This window comes from Sphingopyxis sp., assembly GCF_016793825.1.
Lineage (GTDB): Bacteria > Pseudomonadota > Alphaproteobacteria > Sphingomonadales > Sphingomonadaceae > Sphingopyxis.
Genome location: NZ_JAEULM010000012.1, coordinates 1 through 22,060 on the forward strand (window position 1 = coordinate 1; position 22,060 = coordinate 22,060).

Below are 22,060 nucleotides of genomic sequence, written 5' to 3' on the forward strand. Positions count from 1 at the left end.
TTGGAACGATCGCTATCCCGATATGCTCTCCCCAAAGTGGTGCTCCAAATCGTCCGACATGCCGGGCGCAATGCCAAGGTCTAGTGCAGTACCGCCCACCGCTTGATGCCGATGCGGACGGGATAGCTTGTGAGCCTTACCGCGGACGCTTCTAAGGAAAACAGTCGGATCAAGCACCAAGCGAGCACCAAGTGACGCTGGGAGGGCGACGGGGCGCTGCTCTGCGATCATTGCGGCGAGCGTGATGGCGTCCGAGTGATCTGATCGAGTTTGTTGGCGATCGCCTGCCAGCGTTCTACCCCGGCCATATCAGCGGCAAGCGTGAGTGCCAGGATCCGTTCCGCAATGACGCTCGGTGCATTTTGCCCATGCTGACGTTCTATGTGGTGACACGCCTCGAAGAGGAGACCCGGATCGGCAAGGGCGGGACCCTGGCGGCACAGCTGTCGCGGCTCGACCTGATCGTGCTCGACGAGCTTGGTTATCTGCCGTTCGCCCGTTCGGGAGGGCAGTTGCTGTTCCACCTGGTCAGCAAGCTCTATGAGCGCACCAGCGTCATCATCACCACGAACCTAGCCTTCGGCGAGTGGCCTACCGTCTTCGGCGATCCCAAGATGACTACGGCGCTGCTCGACCGCGTCACCCACCACTGCGATATCATCGAGACGGGCAACGACAGCTGGCGCTTCAAAAACCGCAGCTGACCGCCACCTTCGGCGCCTTCAAAAATCTATCTTGCGCTGCGCGCGCCTCCGGTCGGGCTACGCCCGCCCTCCGCCGCACGCAGCGCAAGGCGACCTTCAACTAACCGGCATCATATCCGAAAAGGGGGTCCCTCTTCGACGCCGATCGGGGGTCCCTTTTGAACACGATGACGTAATTGCTGCCGTTGTTCCCATTGGGGCGCGACAGCTGCAGGATACGAGAAACCATCGTAACGGAGGAGCATCGCCATGAAGCACTATGTCGGACTGGACGTGTCGCAAAAGGAAACGTCGATTTGCATCGTCGATGAGACAGGACGGCCCATACACCAAGGCCGGGTGAAATCCGATCCGGGCGTACTGGCGGCCGTCATCGCCAAGAAAGCTCCCAATGCTGAACGCGTCGGCCTCGAGACGGGCGCCATGTCGAGTTGGCTCTGGCATGAACTCAAGCGCACCGGTTTGCCCGTGGTCTGCATCGATGCGCGTCACGCCCACGCGGCCCTGTCCGTTCGCATGAACAAGAGCGACGAGAATGATGCTCGTGGCCTGGCGGAGCTGGTCCGGGTCGGCTGGTATAGAGAGGTTGCCGTCAAGAGCGAGGAAAGCCAGACCGCGCGATCCATCCTCGTGTGTCGATCCCGATTGGTGCGAGTCCGACGCGATCTGGAAAATCAGATGCGTTCCATGCTCAAGGAATGCGGCCTGCTCTTTCCACGCGCTGCCGGCGGGCAGTTTCAACGGCGGGTCAACGACCTCATCACCGATGGACATGCTCTCAGCACCATTCTTTGCCCGCTGCTATCCGTGCACCAACAGACTTGCAGCGAACTGGAAAAGATCGACCGAATCGTCCGCGACCTCGCGCGCGAGGATGAAACGACGCGGCGACTTATGACGGTGCCGGGCATAGGCGTCGTCACGGCCCTGACATATCGTCACACGATCGACGACCCGACCCGCTTCCAGAATGCAGCAAAGGTCGGTGCCTATCTCGGGCTCACGCCCCGCCGAAAGCAATCAGGTGAAATGGACGTAACGGGAAAAATCTCGCGCTGGGGCGACAGGCTGTTACGCGCCTATCTGTTCGAGGCGGCCAGCGTGCTGCTCCATCGAACCAAGCGGTGGTGCTCGCTCAAGGCGTGGGGGCTGCGGCTTGCAAAGCGAAGTGGCATGAAGAAGGCGCAGGTCGCCGTCGCTCGAAAGCTCGCCATCATCCTCCATTGCATCTGGGTGGACGGAACCGAGTTCGAATGGGGAAAGCAGCCTGCCTGACTGTCATACCCACCCCGAGATCGCGGGTCTGATATCAGATCTGCGTTGATCCACCGGGACGGTGGTTGCGGTGACCTCGTTCAAACGGCTGCGGACTTCCAGGACCGCGTTGCGCACGTTGAGGCACCCGACCCGGACATCATCATGAGGCCATGACCTCGAAAAGGACCATGACCCCGGTTCGGATCAACGATCAGGCTTGACAGAAACCCGCAATTAAAGGGCCGTTTGACACATAGCCCTGCATGTCGACACCGGGTGCGCCCGCCCGGACAAGTTCGATACGCTCAACGCGTGTCGCCGGGATGCGCTTAAGCACTTCCTCGAGAGTCTCTGCTTTCCCGGCGGGGCGTTGGCCGTCAACCAGAACATTGCCTGACGCTCCGGAGTAACCGCGAAGCTCGGTGTCGCCTTCAACGAGCCGGAAGCCCGGAAGCAAAACCACCATGTCATGGGCGCTGGTCGGCTGCGAGCGGGAAAAAAAGTCGGACGCATATGCGGTTCGCCCCTCTCCCGCTGCCTCCTGCGCCGCGGTCGGCACGGCAAGACACAGACCCTGGATGAGAGCGGCGGTCGAAAGAAGCTGGTTGACGATATGCATGTGACTCCCCTGCGGCCTGCGGATTTCGTGCCGCGGCAGTTGGCTCCATGCAGCAGGGTGGCTGACGCCATCCGGCCAGCCGATGTCAGCGCACTGTCAGACTCACTAAACGCCATCGGACAGATACAGAAAGAGCGGCGGTGCCCATGCACTGCCGCTATTTACTATCCTGCCATCTGATCGACAGGAGACGCGCCGTGGCCCGGCCCTTGGCGATATCTCAATCGCCCTAGAAGTTGACGAGCATATTGAGCCGAAGGCGGTCGATCCAGTCGGAGGGTGTATTTCCGGCGGCGTAGAGGGGATCCTTTGGCCGGTAGCGATAATAGGTGGCGTTGAAGATCAGATTGTCGATCGGAACGAAGTCCATCGACAGGCTATGCTGGCGGTAATTGGTCGCGATATTGGTGTTGTCGTGGCTGAAGGCAGCGAACACGGCGTCAACGCCGGTCTGGGCATAGCCGTAGCCGAACCGAAGATCGCCTTTCTTCGCGGCGCGGCCGACGAGAAGATCGACGCCGAAGCCATTGTCGCCGGGAACGGTGGCCCCGAAGTTATGAACATAGTCGCCAACGAGACGGACCGGCCACGCCGCGCCGAGACCGTTGTACTGAACCGCCGCGATCACATCGAGCAAGTCGAAGTCCGACAGGTAGCGGCCAGCGAGGAAGCGGTTCGACCGGAAGTCGCCCGCATCGCCGCCTGCGGTACTGCCGAGCTGATAGTCGTAATAGCCCGCCGCCAGTTCGAACTTGAACGGCGCCGACGGGGCGGTCTCGAACGCGACCTGTCCACCGACCATATCGCTATTCTTGCCCGCGACCGACTCGTCGATCAGAAAATAGAGACCGTTCGCCTTGATCGAGGCACCGCCGCCAATATCCAGTCTGTAGGAGGCACTCAGGCCCTGCGGGCTCACGTCGCCATCCCAGACGAGTTCGGTGCGGACGAACGGCTGCGGGATCTTCCCGCCATGGAGCGTCAGATTGCCGAGCGCGAACTTTGCATAAACCTGATCGAGGCTGACATCGAGATCGTCGTCGAAACTCGAAAGCGTGATGTCGGTGCTGTTGGGATCATCGGCATCGCCCGTCGAAAGCTGACCGCCCAACGTCAGCCAGGAGTTGACAGCATAGGCCGCACGAAGCCGCGCCCGCAGCACTCCCCGGTCACGATTCCGCGCGTCCGCATCTCCGAAATTCGATTCGTAGCGCAATCGGAAATCGCCGTTGAGCGTGAGCTTCGACGGCACCGAGGCTGGCGGTGTGCCCGGCGCAGACCCACCGGCCGGGTTCACCGCCGCCGCCGCCGAGCTATAGGATGCCGGCTCGGGCGAACGCATGATGAAGGATCCATTGCTCACGGCCGCCGGTTGCAATTGCGCTGTCGTCGCGACGGGTTGCCCGGCGCTCTTGTCGGCCGCCGGCACGGAGCCCCCCCCCAATTGTGCTTTCAATCCGGCGATTTCCTCGTTCGACTTCGCCTGCGCTGCACGTAGCGCCTGGATTTCGGCCTTCATCGCCGCAAAGTCCTCGGCGGACTGCGCGATCGCGGGCGCTGGCCCAACAGCGATCATGAGCGCGAGCACCGATACCGCGCGCCGACGTCGCAGATTATAAACCCTGTTACGCATTGCCAACCCTTCCTCTCTCCGCCAGGGAGCGCACGCCGTCTCGGCGGCTCTTCTCGTTGTCGATCCTGTGCGAAGCCCTGACGCGACACCGAAACTGAAATGCCAGCTTCGGCTCCTGCTCCCGCTCCTTTGCCCCAGGATATCTGACACAAGGCTGCTGCGACCTGTCAGAGTCCTGTCAGCTCGCTTTTCTTACAAAGAAAATCGGTTCGGTCCGTTTCCGGTCGGACGGGTACATGCTGGTTCACCGCCGAGAACAGCTCTCCGCTCGACCGGCGAAATTGGCCGATCTCGAAGAGACTGAATCGGCGACGATCAAATGGTCCTGATGGACATTAGTCGACGGTCGTCTTTTGCCCGCGCATATTCGGCCGACGCCCTATCCGCGAGACATCGAAGACGATGAGAAACCGGCCCGAACCCAGCCGGTCCAGCAACGCATTACCGTGGTTTCAGGGCTCGCACCTGCTCACCGAAAATCCTGGCCATCTCGAGGCTCGCAGTTTGCGCATCATCGACCGCGTAGCTGTGCTGGAGAAAGCCGTGAATCAGGCTCGGGAAGAGGAGGTAAGTGGCAGGGACGCCATCGGCGCGAAGCCGGTTGGCAAGCTCCTTACCTTCATCGCGAAGCATGTCGAATCCCCCGACGCCGATCAGCGTCGGCGGCATATCGCGGAAGCTTTTGGCGAGCAGCGGCGAGGCATCGGGGTTCGCCCGCTGCTGCACATCCGGGAAATAGGTGCTGCGGATATAATCGGCGAAATGAATGTCGAGCCCGAAATTGCTGCCGAGCGATTTCAGCGACGCATAGCCCGAATTGGCGCGAATGTCGGCCGCCGGATAAAAAAGCAGCTGATAGGCAGGTCCTTTTTCGCCGAGATCGCGCAGCCGCAGCGAGGTCACGACAGACATTTGGCCCCCGGCGCTGTCGCCACCAATCGCAACCCGGCTCGGGTCGCCGCCAAGCTCGCCCGCATGGTCGCGGACCCAGCGGAACAGCGCGAGCGCGTCGTCCTGCGCAGCCGGGAACCTGTTTTCAGGGGTAAGCCTGTAATTGCCCGACACGACAATCGCCTGTGCATGGTTCGCAATCATCCTCGCGGCGGGATCGAGGGCCTCAACGCTTCCAAACAACCAGCCGCCGCCGTGCAGATAGAGAAGCACCGGCAGCTTCTCGTCGCTCCGGCCCGTCACCTCGGGCCAGTAAATGCGGATGTCGAGCGGGCCGCCAGGCCCGGCGACAGTGCGATCCTCGGTCTTGCGCATCGGCGCCGACGCCATCGTCCGGCCTGCCCAGTTCGAATCGACCGACGCCCGCATCTTGGCGACCGCTTCGGGCGAAACAAGAACCTTGCCATAGTCGGGCTGCGGGCCGTTGCGGGTGAATTTTTCCAGATGGTACTGGATCTTCGGGTGCAGCGTCATGCCATCGACGACGTCCTGCGGACCGCGCAAGCGTTCCTTGAACCATTCGTTCGAATGATTTTTTAGGTCATCATAATAGGCCTGCTCCTCCGCCGGCATCGGCTGCGGTGCCGCGGTTGCGACGACCGCTGGCAGCATCGCTGCCGCCAGCGCCGTCATCGATCGCAGAAAATATCGTCGCATGTTATTCTCCCTGGCAGTTGGCCTGCCGTATTGCCTCAATAGGAAACACTGTACGACAACCGTGCCGTTGCACCCTGCCCCTTGGTGAAATAGTCATTTTCCGCGAGCCGGTAGGCGTCGGGCGTAAAATAATCCTCGTTGAGGATATTGTTCACGGCAAGCGTCAGGCGTCCCGGTCCGACCGGACCGCTGATCGACGCATCGAGTAGCGAAAAAGCATCGATATCGGCGCGGCCATAGCGCAGCGGATTGCCCGGGAAACGGCTCTGACGACCGGAATAGATATTCTGGATCCGCACCAGCCAGTCGCCGGCAAAACGATGCTCGACAAAGGCAGTGAATTTGACCGGTGCGATGCGGGTTGTGTCGAGCTTTTGCCATACACCGCCGACCTGCTGCTTTCCGTCGACCCAGCTAACCGAGCCCCCGAGCTTCCAGCCGTCGCCCGGCGTCACGTCGAGCGAACTTTCGATACCCCACACCCGCTCCGGTGCGCGCAGCAGTTCGCGCGTCGAGGCATTGAAGGTCGAGCCGAATTCGGAGGTACTGAGAAAGGCGGCCACCGATGCATTCAGCGTCGACGACGTATAGCGAACGCCGGCCTCATAGCTGTCGATGATCTGCGCCTTGAACCCGAACGCTCCGATCGAAGGCGCATCGGTCGTGGCCAGCGCGCGTCCGAGATCGCCGACCGAGAAACCCTGCGAGAAGCCCGCAAAGAAGCCGACATTGGCCAGCTTGCCTTCGGAGAAGGGTGAGAGAACCGCGCCGAGGTTGAACAACAGCTTTTCATATTTGAGCTTGCCGCCCTGAACCTGGCGCCCCCCCGGCAGCCATGCCGCGACGGCCTGGGTGGTGAAACCGTCTACCTTCACATCAGCATTTTCCCATCGCGCGCCCCCGCGCAACGTCAACCAGTTCGCCGGCACGAGGTGAAACTGTGCAAAGGGCGCGATCGATTTCTGCCGCATCCGCGGTACGAAAAGCGCAGCCGGAAACGACGGGCGCTGCAGCAACTGATAGGTTGTGTCGTGCATGTAATCGACGCCCCACAGGACGTTCGACCCGCTGCCGATCCCGTCAAGCGGCGTCGTGACGTCGGATCGAACCCCCCACCGGCTCGCCCTGATTTCGGTCTGCCCGCCGGCAGGCGGATAATAAGGTAGGGGATAGAAGGAGAAGAGCGCAGCATATTTGCCGGTAAACGCCTGGATGTTGAGCGCACTCCCGGCAATGTCGTCATTCTCGTAGCTGGCGATGGCAACCCAGTTGCGGGTATATTCGTCGCGACCGGCCGGCTCGCCCTCACGCGACGGCGATTCAATCGACCCGACCCGACCAACGCCAAGGCGATTGGTGAAACCGGTATCCTGAAGGGTCTTGTAATAGTTTCCACTGACCGAAATCCGTTGTTCCGGCGTCAGGTTGAATACAAGTTTTCCGTACAGATTATATGAATCGGTATCGGCGATACCCCCTTGCAGCTGAGGATTGGGCAGAATCCGGTTTCCGTCGGCATTGAAGAGCGAATTATATTTCTCGTAGTAGCCGCTCAATACGAAGCCAACCGCGCCATACCGCCCCGACGCCGACTGATCGACGCTGAGGTTGAGGCTGTCGCCCGGATGGGTGAGCGAAAGCCCGGTCGCCACGTCGGTCTGGAAGCGGATTCCTTCCTTGTCGGGATCTTTGGTCGCGAAATTGATGATGCCGCCCGCGCCGCCGAGGCCGTAGAGCGCTGTAGCGCCGCGAATGATCTCGACGCGCGAAATCGCGCCCGGACTGATCAGGCGGAGGTCACGACCGCCATCGCGAAGCGGCGTCGTGGTCGGGACGCCATCGATGAAGACCGCCGGCTTGCGGCCGCGAAGCGTCTGGCCGAAATTCGAATAGCTGCCGCTCGACGCAACACCGAATCCCGGCACGGACCGCTGGAGTATCTCGCCGAGATCATTGCCGAACTTCGACTGCTTGGCGATTTCCTCCGCCGAGACGATCGTGACCGAGCCCGGAGACGATTTCAGTTCCAGCGGGATGCGCGAATGGGTCGCGGTCACGACAATGTCCTGCGCTTCCGCTTCGTCCTCAGCCTCCTGACCGAAGGCCGGTGCCGCACCGCACAGCGCCGTCACCGCGCCCCCAACGATAAGGCCGCTCCGAATCACCGAATGCCCTTTCATACTCCCTCCCTATGAATTGTTTTTACAATGAACAAAGTACATATTTTTCACAGGGAGGCAAATGAAAAAGCCAATTCTCCTTCAAGTTCGGCTGGAAAATTACACTTCATTGCTCTGGAATGCTATTTTGCATCCATATCCCACATACGCGGAATGCCCATCGTCCAGCCGCGGTAACGCGCTAGCGCCGGCCCCACGGCATCGACCCGCACATAATTGCCGATCATGATGACAGGGTTCCATGCGATCGCCTTGCGATGCAGACGATCGAACAATTGCTGACGCGTCGCCGGATCGGCTTCGACCGCCGCCATATTGGTCAGCATGTCGGCCTCCTGATCCTCCCACAGATACCAGGCATGATCCCCCTTCTGGCCGACGATCGCGCTGTACATCAGGGCGGGATCAGTCCGCGCCGAGAAGATGATCGGCGTGATCTGGTAATTGTGCGAGCCGTAAGTCTCATATTGCGTCTGCCACGGCACCTCCTTCACTGCGGCGTTGAACCCGGCGGCGGCCATCTCCCCCTGCAACATCCTGGCGACGGCAAGATTGACCGGATAGACATCGCCGCTGGCAAGGATATCGATGCGCTCGCCCTTGTACCCCGCCTCGGCAAGCAGCGCCCGCGCGCGCGCCGGGTCGTGCGGCACCGCATCGGCGTGTATCGCGCTATATTGCGGAAGACCGCGCGCGATCATCGAGGGATTGGCCCGGCCTTCGCGCCCGAGCACGGCATCGACGATCGCTTCACGGTCCATGGCGTGCGCAACCGCGAGGCGGATTCGGGGATCGCGCATCACGGGATCGCGGGTCTGGATCGCGAGCATCAGGGCTTCAGCGGTTTCCTGCGGCACCATTCGGACACGGGCTGCGCCGCTGTAGAGCGCGCGGTTCGTCTCCTTGACGTCAGGCACGAGATCGAGTTCGCCCGCCTTGAGCATTCGGGCCGCGCGCGCAGCGTCGGTCACCACCCTGAATTCGACCCGGTCGGCGATCGCCTTGCGGCTGCCGGCAAGCCCGCTCGCCTGTCCGCGATCGGCGACATAGCCCTTGTAGCGCTCAAGGATGACGCCATCGCCCTTGCGCCATTCGACAAAGCGATAGGGGCCGGTGCCGACCGGCTTCGACCAACTGCCGTCGGCAGCCACCGAGTCGGGGTGGATGATGCCATAGATGCAGTGATTGCTCGCAAGATGGTGTGGAAACATCGCGCTCGGGCTCTGCAGCCGGATTTCGACCGTCCGCGTATCGGGCGCCGCAACCGAGACGATGTAGGACGGGCGGATATATTCCTCGAACCCGCCGTCGATTTGTGGACGGCAATTGGTGCCCCAGTTCCGCGAAGGGTCCATAAAGCGGTCGAAGTTCCACTTGACGATCTGCGCCGTGAGCGGCTGCCCGTTATGGAAAGTCACGCCATCGCGGATCGTGAAGCGATAAGTCTTGCCGTCGTCCGACACCGTCCAGCCCGATGCAAGGTTCGGGGCCAGTGTCATGTCGTCGCGATAGGCGACCAGACTTTCCATGACATGGTGAAGGACCATCGTCGTATTGTCGTCGTTCTTCGTCGCAAATTCGGTGCTCGCGATATCGGACGATATCGCGACGCGGATAACCTGCCGCGCATCGGCGGCCTGTGCCGCCGAAAAACTCGAAACGATCAGAAAAAGCGTACAAATCCTCAGGAAGAGAATGTTCATAATGTCCCCCAATCTGTTATTGGCTCAATGTCGGAAATGCTGAAACCAGCTTCTTCACATAGGGATTGCCGGAAGCCCCGAAGACCCGCCCGGTCTCGTCGAACGCTTCCAGCTTCCCGTTCTTCATGATCGCGACGCGGTCGCAGATCGACCGGACCACCGCGAGGTCGTGGCTGATAAAGAGGCAGGCGAACCCGCGCCGGCGCTGAAGCGCGGCCAGCAGGTCGAGGACTTGCGCCTGAACGGTCACGTCGAGCGCCGCCACCGCCTCGTCCGCGATCAGCAGGTCGGGATCGACCGCGAGCGCGCGCGCGATGCAGACACGCTGCCGCTGCCCCCCCGACAATTGATGCGGCAGCCGGTCGGCAAAGGCCGCCTCGAGCCCGACGTCGACGAGCAGCTGCTCGACCTTGGCGCGGCGCGCCGCGCGGGGCAGCTCCGCAAGGCCTGCCGACACGATCGCTCCGATCGTCTGCCGCGGATTCAGCGACGAATAGGGATCCTGAAAGACATATTGTATCCGGTTGCGCGCCTGGTGCCGCGCCGGCCCCTCGGTCCCGGCGACATTGGTGCCGTCGAAAATAATCTGTCCTCCGGCGACATCGACCAAACCCGCGATCGCGCGGCCCGTCGTCGATTTTCCCGACCCCGACTCGCCGACCAGACCGACGAACTCACCGCGCCGCACGTCGAAGCTCAGCTGGTCGACGGCACGAAAAGACTTCGCGCGCGCGCCGAAAAATCCGCCTGATGCAGTATAATCGACGCACAGCCGATCGATCGCCAGCAGGACTTGCCCGGTACCCGTCGACCGGCGCGGCGCGCGCTTCGATGGCGCGGCGGCGAGCAGTGATCGGGTGTAGGCCGACGCCGGAGAGCGGAGGAGTTCTCCCGTCGGCCCGGCTTCTTCCATTTTCCCGCGGCGCAGCACCACCAGCTGGTCGGCGTAGCGTTCGACGAGACCAAGGTCGTGGGTGACAAAAAGGACGCCGGCATTCATGTCCTTTGCGACGCGGACCATATCGTCCAGCACGTCCTTCTGGACGATCGCGTCGAGCGCGGTCGTCGGCTCGTCGGCGATCAGCAGCTTCGGCCGCAGCAGCATCACCGCCGCGAGCATGATCCGCTGCCGCAGGCCGCCGGAAAATTCATGCGGATATCTGTCGAGGCTCGTCGCCGCATTCGGGACGCGGAACGCATCGAGCATCGCAACCGCCGCCGTGCGCGCATCGCCCGGCGACATATGGCGATGCCAGCACAGCGCCTCGGTCACCTGCGTGCCCACCGTCAGTGCCGGATTGAGCGACGACATCGGCTCCTGAAAGACCATGCCGATGCGCGCGCCGCAAACGCGTCGCAATTCAGCCGGCCCGAAATCGAGAAGATCCTCACCGCAAAAGCCGAGGGCGCCCGACTTCACCGCCAGATTTTCGGGCAACAGCCCCATCACCGCCCGCGACGTCAGCGTCTTGCCCGAACCCGATTCGCCCACCAGAGCGCACACGCTCGCGGGCAGCACATCGAAGGAGACCCGGTCGACAAGCGCCACCTCCCCCAATTGCGGCGCGATCACCAGTTCGCGCACGGACAGGATGACGCCTTCCATCAGCCACGCTCCTGCATATGTGGATCGAGGCGGTCGCGCAGAAGATCGCCGGCGAGGTTGACGGCCAGCACGGTCAGCGTGATCGCGAGGCCGGGCCAGATACAAAGCCAGGGGGCGCTCGACAGGAAACGCCGCCCTTCGGCGAGCATATTGCCCCATGTCGGTTGCGGTGGCGACACACCGACGCCGAGGAAGCTGAGCGCGCTTTCCGCGAGCAGCGCGCCCGAGAGCAGCGACGCCGACAGGATGATGACCGGGCCGATACTGTTCGGAAGAATCTGCTCGCGGAATATCCGCCAGCGCGAATGGCCAAAGAGGCGCCCGACTTCGACGAACTCGCGTTCGCGCACCGCCTGCACCGACGCGCGGAACTGGCGCGCGACCACGGGGGTCTGGGCGATACCCAGCGCCAAGATGACGCTCGCCGCCCCGCCCCCGAGCGCCGCAGACATGGCAAGCGCGAGCAGGAGCCCGGGGAATGCGAGGAGGGCGTCGATCAACAGCCCCGCGAGGCGATCGATCCATCCTCCGAAAAATCCGGCGATCCCGCCGAGCAACATTCCCGCGCCAAGCGACAGAAGCACGCTGGCGACCGCGATCGCCGCGCTGGTAACGGCACCCGCAGCGAGGCGGCCGAATATGTCGCGGCCATATCCGTCGGTTCCGAGCCAGTGGGCGGTGCCCGCCACGCCGAGCCGCTGATCGATATCGAGCATGTCGGGATCTCCGCCGATGCCGAGAAGGCCCGCAAGGACGAGCAACGCAAGCGCCGCGAGAAGGACGCCGACGATCGATGCGCGCAGTGAAAGCCTCATGGCTTCGTCCTCAGCTTCGGATCGAAGACCGGATAGAGGAGATCGACAAGAAGGTTCACCGCGATATAGACCAGCGAGATGAACAGGACCGCGCCCTGGATGACCGGATAGTCTCGCGACGTGATGCTCTCGACGAGCAGCCGCCCCAGCCCCGGCACGGTGAACACGGTCTCGATGATCGCCGCGCCCGCGAGCAGATTGCCGAAGATCAGACCGACGATCGTCAGCACGGGCGAAAAGGCATTGGGCAGGACGTGGCGAAACAGGATGCGGCGATCGCTCAGTCCCTTCGAGCGCGCGAAGGTCACATAATCCATGCGCATCACGTCGAGCGTCGCCGACCGCGCCATACGCAGCACGGTGCCCGCCTGAACGAAAGTCAGCGCAACCACGGGCAGCAGGATGAAGGCCAGCGACCGCAATCCGGCCGACGGCGGCAGATACCCCATCGTCGGCAGCCAGCCGAGTTCGACACCGAACAGGAGGATCAACATGATCGCCATCCAGAAGCTCGGGACCGACAGCGCGAGAACCGACAGGAGTACGATCCCCGTGTCGAACCGCGACCGATGGCGCCATGCGGCGATCATGCCGAGCGGCACCGCAATCAAGGTACTGAGCGACGTCGCGATCGTCACCAGCCAGGCGGTCACTGAAAAACGCGACAGAACCAGCGGAAGCACTTCTTCCTGCGTCAGGAGCGACCGGCCGAAATCGAGCCGGACGATCCGACCGAGCCAGTCGGCATATTGCTCGATCAACGGCCGGCCCAGCCCGAGCTCGACGCGCACCCGTGCGAGAAGCTCGCTGTTGTTCGCATCGCCCACGATCAGGACCGCCGGGTCGCCCGGTACGAAATGGACAAGCAGGAACACGACCACCGACACGATCAGGATAGTCGGAACCGCGAGCAGCAGTTTGCGGAAGATCAGGCGTCCAGTCATTGCCGCGCGACTCCCCAGAGGCGGAGCTTGTTGAGTCCCCACGGCTGCACGCCCCGCAGATCAGTGCGATAGGCGTTGACGACCGGAATATTGTAGAGCTGGAGGATCGGAACGTCGCGGATCATCGCACGATGGACGTCGACGAAAACCGCCCGGCGCTCACCTGGCTCTTGCTCGCCCGCTGCGGTTTCGAGCAGCGACGCCGCCGCGTCCGACTGCCATTGCACCCAGGCGTCGCGATCGAAATCGCCCAAAATGACACGATAACCAAGCACCGGATCCGGACGCCCCGAAAATTGCATCGTCATCAGCGAAAAATCACCGGCAAGATAGCGGCTCATCATCCCGGTCCATTCGGTCGCCTCGATCCGGGCGTCGATGCCGACATTCTGCAGCATCGACTGGATATAGACGGCATTGTCGAACAACATCGGGAAGGCGCGGCTGGTCTCGATCACCAGCGGCTCGCCGCGATAGGCCGAACGGACGAGATAGCGGCGCGCAAGCGCAGGATCGAACACATAACCCGCCGCATGTCCCGGCAACCAGTCCGGGCTGTCCAGCGGGACGATCGACGGATTCGCCTTCGACAGACCGAAGCTGGCGGCCTTCGCGAGACCGCGGTAGTCGATGGCATGCGCAATCGCGAGGCGCAGGTTGCGATCGGCGAGCAGCCCCGACCGCGAGCGCATCAGCAGCGCGGTCCAGTCATAACCCGGCACCGAAACCACATGAATGCCGCGCTGCACCTTCAGCTCATCGACCGCGCCGACGTCGACATTGCCGACGATATCGACCTCTCCTGCCACCAGCGCAGCGCGCGCGCTCGCAGGGTCGGGAATGACCTGCCACCGGATACGGTCGACCAGCGCGCGGCGCGCGCCTGCATAGCCGTTGCGCGCCTCAGGGCGCGGCCGGTAAGCCGCGAACCGCTCGAGCATGACATATTCGCCCCGGCGATGACCGGCGAGGCGGAAAGGTCCGGTGCCCACCGGCCCCGCCCACGAACCGTCGCGCGCAACCGAAGCGGGATGCATGATACCAACAAGGCATTGATGATTGGCCAATTTGGTCAGAAACATCGCGTCGGGCCGGTCGAGATTGACACGCAGCGTCAGCCGGTCGGGCGCTTCGATGCCAACGATGCGATGCCCTTGCGAACCATCGAACCAATAGCTGCACGAGAATTTGCTGCCGGGGTGAAAGGCCCGCTCAAGACTCCATTTCGCCTCGCGCGCGGTGACCGGTTCGCCATTGTGAAAGACGACGCCGGGTCGCAGATGAAAGCTGTAGCTGCGGCGGTCGGCGGACAGGTCGATGCGCTCGGCAAGCGCCAAACCCACCGTCATGTCTTCGCGGTAAGCGACGAGTCCCTCGACGACATGGTTCAGAATCTCGTCACTCACCGCATCGCGATTGACGCCGGGCTCGCTCGAGCGCAGATCGCTGCCGATCGCAACGCGCAGCTCGCGCGCGTCGTCGTCGGGCAGGTCCGATCCGCAGCCGCCGGCCAGCAGGACGACAGCGGCCAACAACCCGCTAAACCGTCCTGCAATTCCCGTCATTGACCGGCCTGCAGCCGATATACCGAATAGTCGGCACCTTCATAGGGGGCCGCAGCGACGTGGAGTTCGCCGGCGCTCACGTTCATGATGACCGTCGCGACCGTCGACACCTCGGACTCGCCGACCCCGCCCGGCTCGGGCGGACGACAGACCGAATGCGGCCAGCCGTAGCGATCGGCGAAGGCCGATTTCAGATCCCCGATCTCCGCAGGGCGATTAAGATTGCGCAGATGCGTCTCGACGCGGCGACGGCGATAGAGCGTGTCCGGCGCCGTCGAGATGCTGAGTTCGCGAACCTTCGCCTTGGCGGCTGCGGAGAGAAAATGGTTCGAATGGACCAGCAGATCCTGTTCCGCTTCCACGAAGAAGGTCTCGACCGGAGTCTTTTCGAACGACAGCGCTTCGCCGGCGGACCAGCTCAGCATCACATTGTTCGAGAAGGACACGGGCGTATCGATGAGCGTGCGAACCGCATCGACGTAATGTTCGGCGCACAGCGTCTTGCGGCGAAGGATCGAGAGCGGAATGCCGTCGCGCCCGTCGTCATGCTCGGTACGCAGGAAATTCCCGGTGATCGCGATGCCTTTGCTGTTGAGGCCGCAACGCGCCAGCCCGCCAGCCTCGACCAGCGTCAGAATTTCAGGCCCCTTCTCGGGAAAGACATGCAGGACGATCGTCGAATCAAGGCATTCGTCGCGCCAGTCCCAATTCTGGCCGTGCAGGACATCCTCATGGAGCGAACGCCCCGGCAGAATGATCACGCCGGTGCATCCCTCATCGATCGAGCCATTCGCCGCGCCATAGAGCAATTCGGTGCGGGCGTTGAGAAAGATGATATCCTCGACCGGAAGCCCGGCGCCCTCGGCGATACCTTCCAGTTCGCCGACAATGTCATGGTCAAAGGCTTCGAGGCGCTTGCGAAACCCCGCCGCCGCGCGCCGGACCTCGCCCCATTCGAGCCCTTTGGCCCGGAGTGCGGGCGCATAGATTTCGAGACCCCGGTTGATCTGGGTACCTGCCGCAGCGCCATACTGGCGCCCGCGCTCATAGGGCCCGCCGCTGATGCAGATATAGGGAAAATGCCGCACCTCGCTCATGCCGCAGCCTTCCCGCGTACCGCCAACAGCGTGTCGAGGAAGAAGGCACGGACGGTATCGAGCACCGCAACGCCATCATGCGCAATGCCTTCGACGAAATCGAACCGTACAGCAATTCCGTTGTCTTCGAACGATTTCCGCAGCGAGGTCAGCCGGTCGATCCGCGTCACGCCGCTGTCGTTGATCCCCGGTATCCACCAAGGCGTATCTTCGGCGACCGTGATTTCCCAGGTTTCGCGATCATTGGTGCCCACCACCATCTGGATCGGAACCTCCCTGATCCTTGTAATATCGATCTCCCGACCGAACACCGCGTCCATGCCGCCGGTGCCGACCCACCAGGGCAGGGTATCGTCGAGCAGCGTCACGACCCCGGGCGCGCCGATCGAGGCGCCCGCGAGCAATTCGGGGTAAAGATAGAGGAAGCGGTGCGTGAAATGCCCGCCGCCGGAAAATCCCTGCATGAAGAATTTGTCGCTGACGCGATATTTCTCGCGCACTTCCTCAATCATGTCGAGCAGCAGGAGGTCAAAGCGAACTCCGTTGCTGGCCAGCAGCTTGTAATTGTCGAGATCGCCGACCCCGAACAGGTTGCACGCAAAAAGCGGCGCCAGCACGATGCAGCGGTTGTCCTCGCAAAATTGCGAGAACAGGTTGCGATAGTCCGAAGCTCCGCGCTCGGTGCCATGGACGATCACGACCAGATCATAGCTGTCGTTCGCATCATCCGAATAGGAGGTCGGCACATAAAGGCAATAACTTACCCGCTGGTCGGAGCGCGAAGCGATGAACGGCGTCGCCCCCCGGTCATAATAGCCCAGCTTCGGCCGCCCGATATCGCCTGTCATGCAATCCCTCCCGTCTTCGATTGAATCTTGATTGCACTTATATCAAACAGAATACAACATAAAAATCAGATTGAGGCATGTTTGCAGGCTCAATCGTCTTTTCCCCGCTCACAGCACATAATCTGGAACTTTTTTGAGTGGCCGCAGCCGGGCAGACGGGATAGGGTCTCCATCCCATTCCTCTACCGGTGCCAACAATGCCAGACCAACCCCGCAAGATGAGCGCCCTCCAGTCGAAGATCGCACGGCAGATACTCGATTATATCCGTGACAATGAACTGAGCGTCGGGCACCATCTGACCGAGGAAAGTTTTGCCGCCCAGTTCGGTGTGTCGCGCACGCCGGTGCGGCACACCTTGAGCTTCCTCGCCGAAGCCGGCATCCTCGAACTCATCCCCAACCGGGGATTGTTTCTTGCCAGGCATTGGAGCGATATCGATGTGGGCGACCTCGATATCCCCGATTCCGCGGAAGACGAACTGCACGCGCAGATATTGCGCGACCGGATCGGCGGCAAGCTGAACGGCCAGCATACCGAGACCGAGTTGATGCGCGCCTATTCGGTGCAGCGCGGAACCCTGACCCGGGTCCTGTGGCGCCTCGCGAAAGAGGGCGTAATCGAGCGCAGCGCAGGTATCGGCTGGACCTTTCTCGAAAGCCTCGAAAGCCCGGAGGCCCATTCGGCCAGCTATCGCCTCCGGCTCCTCATCGAACCCGCAGCCTTTGCCGAACCCGATTACGCGCTCGACCGCGAGCGCCTCGCCGGTTGCCGGGCGCTGCACGAAAGCCTGCTGCGCAAGGGACTGGAACGTGCGACCGCCATCGAATGGTTCGAGGCCAATTCGGAATTCCACGAAATGATCGCTTCCTTTTCACGCAATCCCCATTTTCTCGACATCATCCAGCAACAGAACCGGCTACGCCGGATCCGCGAATATGATGTGCGCGACAATGACCGCATGGCGCATTCGTGCCGCGAGCATCTGTCGATCATGACTGCGATGGAATCCGACGACCGCCCACTGGCGGCACTCATCCTGCGTCGCCACCTTGAGGAAGCCAGCGATTTTGTCGCTCGCGAATGGGAAGAACTGCCCGAAATCAACGGGGCCTGATGTACCAGCCCCAGGGCGTGTCGGAGCAATAGCGGGTGATTTGCTTGACCTCGCGATACTGGGCCAGCCCCCACGCACCAAGTTCGCGCCCGACGCCGCTACGCTTCAATCCACCCCACGGCGCCTCGCAGAAGGTCGGCTGCGAACAGTTGATCCAGACCACCCCGGCACGAAATGCGCGCGCAACGCGCTCGCACCGGGCGGCATCGCGCGACAGGACGGCCGCGGCGAGCCCATAGTCGCTGCAATTGGCGAGCGCGACAGCCTCCTCTTCGGTCCGGAAGCAGCGCACGGCAAGCACCGGTCCGAACACCTCCTCGGTCCAGATTTCGGCATCGACCGGCGGCTGGAACAGGATCGTCGGCTCATAGAAAAAGCCCGCATCGAGATGGGGCGGAACGCCTCCGCCGGCGAGCAGTTCGACGCCCTGCTCGCGTGCGCGATCGACAAATCCCGCGACCCGGTCGCGCTGCGCTGCGCTGATCAGTGGCCCGAGCGTCACGTCGGGATCGAGCCCGCTGCCGATCCGGATCGCCGCCACTTCCGTCACCAGCCTAGCGAGCAGCCTGTCGGCGATGCTCTCGTCGACGAGCAACCGCGATGTGGCACTGCAGACCTGCCCCTGGTTCCAGAAAACCCCGAACATGATCCATTCGACCGCCACCTCGATATCCACGTCGTCGAATATGAGGATCGCCGATTTCCCGCCGAGTTCGAGACTGACATTCTTGATGTCGGGCGCCGCGGCGGCCATGATCTTCGCACCGGTCGCCGCCGACCCGGTAAAGGCAACCTTATCGACATCGCGGTGCTCGACGAGCGACATGCCCGCCTCGCCGCCATAGCCGGTGAGAATGTTAAATACGCCGCGCGGCAGCCCGGCATCCTGCGCGATCCGTCCCAGTTCGAGCGCAGTCAGTGACGTCAATTCCGAAGGCTTGAGGACCATCGTCGCCCCTGCCGCCAATGCCGGGGCGACCTTCCAAGCCGCCATGAGCAAGGGATAGTTCCACGGAATGATCTGCGCCGCGACACCCACGGCCATGGTTTCGACCGACGCCGAAAAGCGGCTGTCGGGAACGGCCAATACGGCCCGATCGCCGCCATCCAGATCGTCGGCCAGCCCGGCGTAAAAGCGAAAACAGGCTATCGTGTCGTCGACATCGCCAAATGACTCGGCGAGCGGCTTGCCATTGTCTCGCGTCTCGAGCGCGGCAAGCGCATCGCGCCGAACCTCGACCCCGTCGGCGATCGCACGAAGCAAGGCAGCCCGCTCCCGACCCGGAACCGCCTCCCATCCCTCGAACGCCCTGCGCGCCGCTGCAACTGCCAGCCGCACCTCCCCGGCGCCGGCAGCCGCGACGGAGCCGATCACCTTTCCATTGGCCGGATTCACGCTGTCGATCGACCGCCCGTCCGCAGACTCGATCCAGTGACCATCGATCAGGAGTCTCAACATACAAAGCCTTTCCCGGAAAGCCTCCGCCCGCAAATTGCTCGTGAAGCGAAGAAAAATACAATGATACGCTAAATTTCCCGAATTTTTGGCTATGTCAAATATGATTTTGTATTTTATACAAACAAAAATCATTTCAACGTGGAGAGGATCTATGACACAAGCCAGCCCGACCCAGCGATCGCATTCCGCCTTCTGGATGCCCTTTACGCACAATCGCCATTTTCGCTCGGAACCACGAATCCTCGCCTCGGCGCTGGGCATGCACTACAAGACCGAAAGCGGGCGCGAGATACTCGACGGCACTGCGGGTCTCTGGTGCGTCAATGCTGGGCACGGCCGGCACGAAATCGTCAACGCGATTCAGCGCCAGGCCGCTATCCTCGGCTTCGGGCCGACCTTCCAGCTCGGACATCCGCTCGCCTTCGCGTTCGCCGACAGGCTGGTAGAGATGATGCCCACAGGCCTCGATCGCATCTTCTTCACCAACTCGGGCTCCGAAGCGGTCGACAGCGCGCTCAAGATCGCGCTCGCCTATCAGCGCGCAATCGGACAAGGGACCCGAACCCGGCTCATCGGGCGCGAACGCGGCTATCACGGCACCGGCTTCGGCGGCCTGTCGGTCGGCGGCATCGCGACCGTCCGGCGTGACTTTTCCCCCCACATTCCCGGCACCGATCATCTGCGCCATACGCTGGCCGGGGAGCCCCTGTTCGCGGTCGGCCAGCCTGCGGACGGCGCCGAACTCGCCGACGATCTCGAAAGGCTGGTCGCCCTGCACGGCGCCGAGACGATCGCCGCGGTCATCGTCGAGCCGGTCGCCGGCTCGACGGGTGTGATCGTGCCGCCGGTCGGCTATCTCGAACGGCTGCGCGAAATTGCGACGCGTCACGGCATTCTGCTCATCTTCGATGAAGTCATCACGGCTTTCGGACGGCTTGGCGCCGCAACCGCGGCGCATCATTTCGGAGTTACACCCGACCTGATCACGATGGCGAAGGGCCTGACCAACGCCGCCGTGCCGATGGGCGCGGTCGCCGTCCGCACCGATATCCAGGAAGCAATCCTCAACGCTGCGGGGTTCGGCATCGAACTTCACCACGGCTACACCTATTCGGGGCATCCGCTCGCCGCGGCGGCGGGCCTCGCCACGCTCGACGTCTATCAGAAAGACGGGTTGTTCGAGCGCGCCGCCGGTATCAGCCCCTATTTCTCGGCGAAGGTCCATTCGCTGCGCGGCGCGCGCCACGTCCGCGACATCCGCAACCTCGGCCTCGTAGCGGGGATCGAACTCGATCCCCGCGAGGGCGAGCCGGCGCGGCGGGCGCTGGAGATATTCCACCGCTGCTTCGACAGCGGCCTGCTGATCCGGGTAACCGGCGACATCATCGCGCTCTCGCCGCCACTGATCGCCGAAGAGGGCCATATCAACGCGATGATCGACACCATCCGCGCAGCGCTCGAAGCCGTCGACTGAAGGGCGGCAGCCGGGCCGGTATATTCGACCGCGGGGGCGGATCCGTCCACCCCCGCCCATGCTTCAGCCATGCATCTCGACATAATATTTCCGCGTCGTCACCGGCATGCGCCACAGGCCGCGAAACCCCTTTCGGATGATGAAAGCGTCGCCCGGGCCAAAACCCCACGACCCGCCGCCTTCCTCGACAAGCTCGATCCGCCCTGAAACCACACTGCAGAATTCGTCGAACGGATAGGATGCAAAGTCGATCGCTCCCGCCTCGCTCTCCCACAGCCCGACGCTGGCCCGCGATGCAGCATGGTCATGCACCGTCACCCCGGACTCCACCGGGTCGCCCTCGACCACCTGATCGGGAAAACTCAGCCCCAGATGATCGAGCGCCGCGCTCGCCGGAATCGGTAGCACATAGTCAGTCATTTTTGACATCTCCCATTGAATTGCGCATCAGTTCGGCAAGCGCGATATCGGCGGGGCGCCCGCGCTCGTGCAGAAAATCCGCTACCCCGGCTTGTTGCGCCACATCCTTGTCCTGACTGAGCTTCAGCGCGCCCTTGAGTTCGGTCACCTCGATCGAGAACACGATCACGCCCTTGCGGAATGCAGCCGGGATCGCCGGATCGATTTCGGCAAGCGACCAGGGCACAGGCTCGAAACTTTCATAATGATCGACGATCGCCTCGAGGTGCCGGCCGATCGCCTCTTCGTCCGCCTCGCGCCGCCAGCGCCCGCGCGCCTGGACGACCCCGTAATTCCATGTCGGGACATCGGGCGCCCGATAACAGCGCGGCGAAACATAGGCGTTGGGCCCCATGAACGCCGCGAGCACTTCCGCACCGTCGCGCAAATGCCGCCAGTGCGGGTTCGCGCGTGCAAAATGGCCATGCAGCCGCAATCCGGCCACACCTTCCTCAACGAGCAACGGCACATGGGACATCGCGAGCTCGTCGCCGCCCGCCAGAGCCGCGAAGCTGTGCGCCCGCATGAAGTCGATCAATACGCGCGTCCGCTCTTCCCGCAGCCACTCCGCCAGAAACATCGCCACCCCCACCAGTACCGCCATCGACACACCACACAGCAAAGCTGCCCCGACCGATCACATTGATTTCATATATTACGAAGACCTATTTTCAAGTCCAGTTTGAACAGAAAGGCTGGTATTTGGTATATTTTTTATGATAAATACAATTTATGAGATCCGACAAGACCTTTGCCCCTTCGGCAAAAAGCTGGCCAACCCGCGTCAAGGTGAGGCGCAAATGGCCGACTGCGGCTAGGCCGCTTTTAGGCACACACCCAAGAAAGCGGACGTCGGAGAATAAAGTGCGCACGCCGTCGCCACCTGCGTCCCGCAAAGTCGCGGCGGGGGTGTGGTTCTGGCGCGAGTGATATCTGGACAAATATCACAGGCGTTGAACAGCAGACTCCCTGCC

Annotated in this window: 18 protein-coding genes and 1 pseudogene; 5 read left to right on the forward strand and 14 right to left on the reverse strand. The window is 62.4% G+C overall.

Going from position 1 to position 22,060, the window contains the following annotated elements; all coding sequences use genetic code 11:
• The first annotated feature begins 83 nt into the window (after positions 1 to 83).
• The 3 genes and pseudogenes from JNM03_RS18945 to JNM03_RS02500 all read left to right on the forward strand — a co-directional run bounded on the left by JNM03_RS18945 (position 84) and on the right by JNM03_RS02500 (position 1,979).
• A complete protein-coding gene (locus tag JNM03_RS18945; protein WP_367235630.1) occupies positions 84 to 155 on the forward strand; it encodes an excalibur calcium-binding domain-containing protein in 72 nt (23 codons plus the stop codon).
• 228 nt (positions 156 to 383) lie between these two features.
• Positions 384 to 704 (forward strand): annotated as a pseudogene (locus tag JNM03_RS02495) (ATP-binding protein); the annotation flags it as partial.
• 249 nt (positions 705 to 953) lie between these two features.
• A complete protein-coding gene (locus JNM03_RS02500) occupies positions 954 to 1,979 on the forward strand; it encodes an IS110 family transposase (protein WP_294034057.1) in 1,026 nt (341 codons plus the stop codon).
• A 193-nt stretch (positions 1,980 to 2,172) separates the two neighbouring features.
• Here JNM03_RS02500 and JNM03_RS02505 read toward each other — a convergent pair whose 3' ends face one another.
• The 11 genes from JNM03_RS02505 to JNM03_RS02555 form a co-directional block, all read right to left on the reverse strand.
• Complete coding sequence (locus JNM03_RS02505) at positions 2,173 to 2,580, reverse strand: Plug domain-containing protein (protein ID WP_294034058.1); 408 nt, start codon at positions 2,578 to 2,580, stop codon at positions 2,173 to 2,175.
• Between the two features lie 229 nt (positions 2,581 to 2,809).
• Entirely contained in the window at positions 2,810 to 4,213 is a 1,404-nt protein-coding gene (locus JNM03_RS02510; RefSeq protein WP_294034059.1) for a putative porin, read from the reverse strand.
• Between the two features lie 441 nt (positions 4,214 to 4,654).
• Positions 4,655 to 5,821, reverse strand: a complete 1,167-nt coding sequence (locus JNM03_RS02515; RefSeq protein ID WP_294034060.1) for an alpha/beta hydrolase — start codon at positions 5,819 to 5,821, stop codon at positions 4,655 to 4,657.
• Between the two features lie 35 nt (positions 5,822 to 5,856).
• Positions 5,857 to 8,001, reverse strand: a complete 2,145-nt coding sequence (locus tag JNM03_RS02520; protein WP_294034061.1) for a TonB-dependent receptor — start codon at positions 7,999 to 8,001, stop codon at positions 5,857 to 5,859.
• A 122-nt stretch (positions 8,002 to 8,123) separates the two neighbouring features.
• Positions 8,124 to 9,704: an ABC transporter substrate-binding protein gene (locus JNM03_RS02525; protein WP_294034063.1), complete on the reverse strand. Its 1,581-nt coding sequence runs from the start codon at positions 9,702 to 9,704 to the stop codon at positions 8,124 to 8,126.
• A 16-nt stretch (positions 9,705 to 9,720) separates the two neighbouring features.
• Positions 9,721 to 11,310: an ABC transporter ATP-binding protein gene (locus JNM03_RS02530; protein WP_294034065.1), complete on the reverse strand. Its 1,590-nt coding sequence runs from the start codon at positions 11,308 to 11,310 to the stop codon at positions 9,721 to 9,723.
• Positions 11,310 to 12,125, reverse strand: a complete 816-nt coding sequence (locus JNM03_RS02535) for an ABC transporter permease (protein ID WP_294034067.1) — start codon at positions 12,123 to 12,125, stop codon at positions 11,310 to 11,312. Before JNM03_RS02535 ends, JNM03_RS02530 begins: the two co-directional genes overlap by 1 nt.
• Positions 12,122 to 13,069 carry an ABC transporter permease gene (locus JNM03_RS02540; protein WP_294034069.1) on the reverse strand — a complete coding sequence of 316 codons (948 nt, stop codon included), beginning with the start codon at positions 13,067 to 13,069 and terminating at the stop codon, positions 12,122 to 12,124. Before JNM03_RS02540 ends, JNM03_RS02535 begins: the two co-directional genes overlap by 4 nt.
• Positions 13,066 to 14,601: an ABC transporter substrate-binding protein gene (locus JNM03_RS02545; protein ID WP_294034071.1), complete on the reverse strand. Its 1,536-nt coding sequence runs from the start codon at positions 14,599 to 14,601 to the stop codon at positions 13,066 to 13,068. The genes JNM03_RS02540 and JNM03_RS02545 overlap by 4 nt, the downstream gene beginning before the upstream one ends.
• 29 nt (positions 14,602 to 14,630) lie before the next feature.
• The gene (locus JNM03_RS02550) at positions 14,631 to 15,731 is read right to left on the reverse strand and encodes a C45 family peptidase (protein ID WP_294034073.1); all 1,101 of its coding nucleotides are present in this window, start codon (positions 15,729 to 15,731) and stop codon (positions 14,631 to 14,633) included.
• Positions 15,728 to 16,579, reverse strand: a complete 852-nt coding sequence (locus tag JNM03_RS02555) for a hypothetical protein (protein ID WP_294034075.1) — start codon at positions 16,577 to 16,579, stop codon at positions 15,728 to 15,730. Before JNM03_RS02555 ends, JNM03_RS02550 begins: the two co-directional genes overlap by 4 nt.
• A gap of 218 nt (positions 16,580 to 16,797) precedes the next feature.
• Here JNM03_RS02555 and JNM03_RS02560 point away from each other — a divergent pair, with 218 nt between their 5' ends.
• Positions 16,798 to 17,694: a GntR family transcriptional regulator gene (locus JNM03_RS02560; protein WP_294034077.1), complete on the forward strand. Its 897-nt coding sequence runs from the start codon at positions 16,798 to 16,800 to the stop codon at positions 17,692 to 17,694.
• On the opposite strand, the gene JNM03_RS02565 is transcribed toward JNM03_RS02560, so the two are convergent.
• On the reverse strand, positions 17,681 to 19,153 hold the full coding sequence (locus JNM03_RS02565) for an aldehyde dehydrogenase family protein (protein ID WP_294034078.1): 1,473 nt from the start codon (positions 19,151 to 19,153) through the stop codon (positions 17,681 to 17,683). The two genes, JNM03_RS02560 and JNM03_RS02565, sit on opposite strands and share 14 nt — an antisense overlap.
• Positions 19,154 to 19,304: 151 nt before the next feature.
• Between JNM03_RS02565 and JNM03_RS02570 the strand changes: the two genes are divergently transcribed.
• Positions 19,305 to 20,627 carry an aspartate aminotransferase family protein gene (locus JNM03_RS02570; RefSeq protein ID WP_294034080.1) on the forward strand — a complete coding sequence of 441 codons (1,323 nt, stop codon included), beginning with the start codon at positions 19,305 to 19,307 and terminating at the stop codon, positions 20,625 to 20,627.
• Positions 20,628 to 20,690: 63 nt separating this feature from the next.
• Here the strand turns inward: JNM03_RS02570 and JNM03_RS02575 are convergent, their stop codons facing one another.
• Positions 20,691 to 21,047, reverse strand: coding sequence for a cupin domain-containing protein (locus JNM03_RS02575; protein ID WP_294034082.1), 357 nt, complete (start codon positions 21,045 to 21,047; stop codon positions 20,691 to 20,693).
• Entirely contained in the window at positions 21,040 to 21,690 is a 651-nt protein-coding gene (locus JNM03_RS02580; RefSeq protein WP_294034083.1) for an FMN-binding negative transcriptional regulator, read from the reverse strand. The genes JNM03_RS02575 and JNM03_RS02580 overlap by 8 nt, the downstream gene beginning before the upstream one ends.
• Positions 21,691 to 22,060 lie beyond the last annotated feature (370 nt).